Source organism: Dyella sp. 01N36, assembly GCF_056399745.1.
Genome location: NZ_JBFTRY010000219.1, coordinates 1 through 5,114 on the forward strand (window position 1 = coordinate 1; position 5,114 = coordinate 5,114).

Sequence of the window (5,114 nt, forward strand, 5' to 3'; positions counted from 1 at the left end):
CGCCGGAGGGGCCGAACAAGGCGGTAATGCCCCGCGGCGGCAGGGTCAGCTCGAACTCGAACGCCAGCGCGCCGCGGCGCCAGGCGAGCTTGGCGTCGAGCCCCAGCTGGCTCTCGCCAGCCCGCTCAGTCACGCGCCTGCCTGCGGGTACGCAACAGCGACATGGCAAGCAAGGCGGCAAACGACACCACCAGCAGGCACAGCGACAGCACATTGGCCTGGTGGTATTCGCCCGCCTGCACATGGTCGTAAATACGCATGGACAGCACGCGGGTCTGGCCGGGGATATTGCCGCCGATCATCAGGACCACGCCGAACTCGCCCACTGTGTGCGCAAAGCCAAGCACGGCGGCCGTGATCACGCCGGGCAAGGCCAGCGGCAAGGCCACGCTGAAGAACCGATCCAGCGGACTGGCCCCCAGGCAGGCGGCCACTTCCAGCGGCCGTTCGCCCACCGCTTCAAATGCGTTGTGCAGCGGCTGCACCACGAAGGGCAGCGAATACAGCATCGAGGCCACCACCAAGCCCTGGAAGGTGAATGGCAAGGCTGCCAGGCCAAGCGCAGCAAACGCACCCCCCACCCATCCATCCGGCCCGAGCAGCATCAGCAAATAGAAACCCAGCACGGTCGGCGGCAGCACCAGGGGCAAGGCCACCACGGCAGCGATCGGACGCCGCCAGCGCGAGCGCGTATGCGCCAGCCACCAGGCCAACGGCACGCCCAGCACGAGCAGCAACACGGTGACGGTGGTCGCCAGTCGCAGGGTGAGGCCCAGTGCCTCGATGTCCGCTTCGGTCAACAGGGCCATAAGGGGCGCTCAGTGCGCGGCGTCTTCCGGCAGGTTGAAGCCGTAGCGCGAAAGAATCGCCTTGGCCGGGGCACTCTGCACGTAGCGCGCAAAGTCCTGCGCGAGCGCATTGTTCGCGCCGCGCTGGGTGATCACGAAACTCTGCTTGAGCGGGTCATAGAGCGCGGGCGGCACCGGCTCGAAACTGCCTTTGACCGACGATCCGAGCACCAGCGATTCGGCCACCAAGCCGACCTGAGCGTTGCCGCTTTGCGCGAACTGCGCGGTCTGCGCGATGTTGTCGCCAAACACCAGGCGCGGCTGCACTTTGTCCCACACGCCCGCAGCACGCAGCGCCTGTTCGGCACGCTTGCCGTACGGGGCGTGCTGCGGATTGGCGATGGCGATGCGGCCGAACCGGGGCTGCGCGAGATCAGCCACCTGCACGCCCTTCATGTCGATGCTGGCGCTCCACATCACCAGGTGACCGAGCGCATAAGGCACCGGCGTACCGCTCGCCTTGCCATGCTCGACCAGTTGCTGCGGATAGCTGCTGTCGGCCGAGAAAAACAGCTCGAACGGCGCGCCCTGCTCGATCTGCGTGGACAGATTGCCCGAGGAGCCATAGACCACCTCGACGCGGCTATCGGGATGCTCGTGCCGATACGCCGCCACGACATCGTCGAGCGCCTGATGCAGGTCCGCCGCAGCCGCGACCGTGATGTGATTGTCGGTAGCGGCCGCCATCGACATCGACGATGCCGTTACCGACGCCAATACCAGCAGGCCCTGCCAAAGTCGACGCATCTTTTGTGTCATTCCTGATCGTGGCGGCCGATGCAACGGCCCAAGACTAGCCCAAGCGTAACCAGCGTCATGTCAACGCTACTGCCTCGGCGCGCGACGATGACGGACGCTGTCGCGCACGTCGACATCGAACAGCAGCTCCAGCGGATCGCCCTCTCCGCTTTCCAGCTGGAAGGTCAAACCCTCCCGCGTGGGCAGGCTGGCGGCATGGGTTCGCACCAGGGCTTGTGGGAGGTCGATCGACCAGGCGTCGGGCTGGCCGCTGAAACGAGCGGCCTCGCTGGCCACCGCCTTGAGCGTGCACGACAGCGACAGACTGCTGGTGAAACGGGTACGCGATACCAGGGGCTCGCCAGCGAGCAGCCTGGATAACTCCTCTTCGCCGATACGCACGCGCAGGCTTTGAGCTTCGATCTGCAGTTTCACGATGCGACTCCCGTTTGATCCCATCCAGCGTCCGGGTGCAGGCTGGCGACGGTCACCAATGCGCCGGCCGCCACCTCGACGGCATCCTGCTCGACCACCACCCAGGCGTTGGCCTGAGCGAACGGCTGGATGCGGAAGGGTTGCTGCTGCGCCAGCACGTGCGCGTGAAGTCGTCCCTGCTCATCCTGCGTCACCGAGGCGCGCAGGAAGTGACGCAGGCCCGGCTTGAGTTGTTGAGGCGTGTCCAGCACCGCTCGCCACAAGGGTTCCCGGGCTTGTCCGCGCATGGCGCGCACCACCGGATCGATCAGGAAGCGCAGGCCCACGGCCACGGCCATCGGCGTGCCCGGCAAGGCAAACACCAATGCATCCCCCAGCACCGCAGCAAGTTGCGGCTTGCCAGGGCGGACCGCGAGCTTGTGGAAAAGCACCTGGGCACCGAGTTTCACCAGGGCATCCGGCACGAAGTCGTAGCGCCCCATGGACACGGCGCCCGTACTGACGATGAGATCCACGCCTGCCTGCTGTGCACGCTGTACGGCGGCAACAAAGGTGTGGCTCGTATCGTCCACGGTTTCGCACGACCACACCTGCACGCCCATCGCCGCGAATGCACCAACCAGATAGGGCCCGTTGGAGCCATAGATCTGGCCATCGCCCAGCGGCTGGGTCAGATCGTCCTGCAACTCCTTGCCCGTGCAGATGATGGCGACGCGCGGCGCGCGCAGCACCTCCACCTGGGCCACACCCAACGCCACCAGCAGCATCAGCTGACTGGCCTGGATGCGCGTGCCCGCCTTGATCACCACCGCGCCCTTGGCCACGTCGCTGCCGGCGTAGCGCACATTGGCTTGGGGCGCGACGTCGTCGAGCAGCCGGATGCGTGCAGGCGAACCATCATCACGACGCTCCAGCAGCGCCGTGCGTTCCACCGGCACCACCGTGTCCAGCCCCTGCGGAAGTCGGGCGCCAGTCATGATCTCCCAGGCCATGCCAGCCGAGCCGCGCGAAACATCGCCAGCGGCCTGCGAGCCCTGCACCGCATGCTCGCTGCCGGCGGCCAACGGATCGGCCGCGTGAAGCGCATAGCCGTCCATTGCGGAGTGATCGAACGACGGCAGGTCCATCGAGCTGACGACATCGGCCGCAAGAACTTTGCCCAAGGCATCGGCGGTCTTGCATGACTGCGCCGGCAACGGCCGCACGTGCCGAAGTAGCTCAAGCAGTGCGTCGTCGTAACCGATCATGCGGAAGTCTGGCCTGCGGCAGAGTGAAGTCGCTACATGCTCGGCGTGGTGCGCATCACATTGCAAGAGTTCGATGCGCCTCGGTTGTCACAATCCGTTGCGTTGCAGCAACACAGTTGGTGCCACCTTGGCATAGTTCAGGTTCAAAGAAGATGTGTACGACCATGGTCGGGTGGCGCGACCGACATGGCGGCTCTAAACATCGCGTCTGCCATCCGGCCGCATGGCCGACGACAACCGGGGGAGATGCTCATGGTGGGTGTATCGGAAACCGATGTCCTGACTACGGCCGACACTAAGTCGGCCGTGTTGTCCCGAGAAAGCACGATTGCCGGGCCGCGCTTCAATCGCTGGCTGGTACCGCCGGCGGCCCTGGCCATCCATTTGAGCATCGGCATGGCCTATGGCTTTTCCGTGTTCTGGCTGCCGATGACCAAACTGGTGACGGAAGCGGACCCCGCGATCTGCGCCAAGCTGGGCTTTCTTGCGCAGCTGTTCACCACCGCCTGCAACTGGACGGTGCCGGCGGTCAACCACATCTTTGAAACCTTCATCGCCATGCTCGGCATTTCGGCGGCGATCTGGGGTGCGTGGCTCGAACATGCCGGCCCGCGCAAGGCCGGTTTCATTGCCGCCCTGTGCTGGGGCGGCGGCCTGATCGTCGGCGGCATCGGCGTGTCGATGCATCAGTTATGGCTGGTCTATCTAGGAGCAGGCGTGTTAGGCGGCATAGGCCAGGGATTGGGTTACATCACACCCGTCTCGACCCTGATCAAATGGTTCCCGGATCGACGGGGCCTGGCCACCGGCTTCGCCATCATGGGTTACGGCGGCGGCGCGATGATCGGCGCCCCGCTGGCCGTGGCGCTGATGAAGAAGTTCTCCATCGGCGACGTACCCGGCGTGTCGTCCGCGCTGATGTGCATGGGTGTGATCTACCTGGTGGCGATGGTCGCCGGCGCCTTCGGCTTCCGCGTGCCGCCGTCGGGCTGGCGTCCGCTGGGCTGGACGCCGCCGGCGGCATCGACCAACAAACTGATCACCCATCGCCACGTGCATCTGAACCGCGCCTGGAAAACACCGCAGTTCTGGCTGATCTGGATGGTGTTGTGCATGAACGTCACCGCCGGCATCGGCGTGCTGTCGATGGCCAGCCCGATGTTCCAGGACGTGTTCGGCGGCAAGCTGCTCGGTCTCGATGCCAGTACGGCGCTGAGCGTGGCGCAAAAGGCCGCCATCGCCGCCTCGGCGGCGGGCCTGGTCGGCCTGATCAGCCTGTTCAACAGCCTTGGACGCATCGCCTGGGCCTCGACCTCGGACTTCATCGGCCGCAAGACCACTTACTTCATCTTCTTTGCGCTGGGCATCGCGCTTTATTGCTCGCTGCCGACCCTGGGCCACATGGGCCTGGCGGGCATGTTCGTCATCGCGGTTTGCCTGATCCTGTCGATGTACGGAGGCGGCTTTGCCACGGTGCCGGCGTATCTGTCGGATATTTTTGGCACCCAGATGGTGGGCGCGATCCACGGTCGCCTGCTCACCGCATGGTCGGTGGCGGGCATTGCGGGGCCCTTCCTGATCGCCGCGGTGCGCCAGGCGCAACTGGATGCGGGCGTGGCCAAGAATCTGGTCTACGACCGCACGCTGTATATCCTGGCCGTCCTGTTGCTGGTGGGCATGATCTGTAACCTGCTGATCAAGCCGGTCAAGGAAACTGCGCTGATGAGCGATGCGGAACTTGAGCACGAAAAGTCCCTGCAACACGAAACGCCCGCCATGTCGGCCCGCGCACAGGAAGCAGCGCGCGGACCGTTCGGTGTCGTCGGTGCGGCGTCCTGGGCCTTGG

The 5,114-nt window shown here is 65.4% G+C and carries 5 protein-coding genes; 1 reads left to right on the forward strand and 4 read right to left on the reverse strand.

Annotated elements, in window-relative coordinates:
* Positions 1-125: 125 nt before the first annotated feature.
* From modB to AC1DMG_RS19490, 4 genes are all read right to left on the reverse strand, one after another.
* A complete protein-coding gene (gene modB, locus AC1DMG_RS19475) occupies positions 126-809 on the reverse strand; it encodes a molybdate ABC transporter permease subunit (protein WP_441603526.1) in 684 nt (227 codons plus the stop codon).
* A gap of 9 nt (positions 810-818) precedes the next feature.
* Positions 819-1,595, reverse strand: a complete 777-nt coding sequence (gene modA, locus AC1DMG_RS19480) for a molybdate ABC transporter substrate-binding protein (RefSeq protein WP_441603527.1) — start codon at positions 1,593-1,595, stop codon at positions 819-821.
* 78 nt (positions 1,596-1,673) lie between these two features.
* Positions 1,674-2,021: a DUF7009 family protein gene (locus AC1DMG_RS19485; RefSeq protein ID WP_441603528.1), complete on the reverse strand. Its 348-nt coding sequence runs from the start codon at positions 2,019-2,021 to the stop codon at positions 1,674-1,676.
* Complete coding sequence (locus AC1DMG_RS19490) at positions 2,018-3,268, reverse strand: molybdopterin molybdotransferase MoeA (RefSeq protein WP_441603529.1); 1,251 nt, start codon at positions 3,266-3,268, stop codon at positions 2,018-2,020. The genes AC1DMG_RS19485 and AC1DMG_RS19490 overlap by 4 nt, the downstream gene beginning before the upstream one ends.
* A gap of 252 nt (positions 3,269-3,520) precedes the next feature.
* Between AC1DMG_RS19490 and AC1DMG_RS19495 the strand changes: the two genes are divergently transcribed.
* On the forward strand, positions 3,521-5,114 hold a 1,594-nt coding region (locus tag AC1DMG_RS19495), incomplete at its 3' end, for an OFA family MFS transporter (RefSeq protein ID WP_477180940.1).

Bases quoted from the DNA above. Each gene is read 5' to 3' on its own strand.
- modB (WP_441603526.1), bottom strand. From the start codon at position 809: ATGGCCCTGTTGACCGAAGCGGACATCGAGGCACTGGGCCTCACCCTG.
- modA (WP_441603527.1), bottom strand. From the start codon at position 1,595: ATGCGTCGACTTTGGCAGGGCCTGCTGGTATTGGCGTCGGTAACGGCA.
- AC1DMG_RS19490 (WP_441603529.1), bottom strand. From the start codon at position 3,268: ATGATCGGTTACGACGACGCACTGCTTGAGCTACTTCGGCACGTGCGG.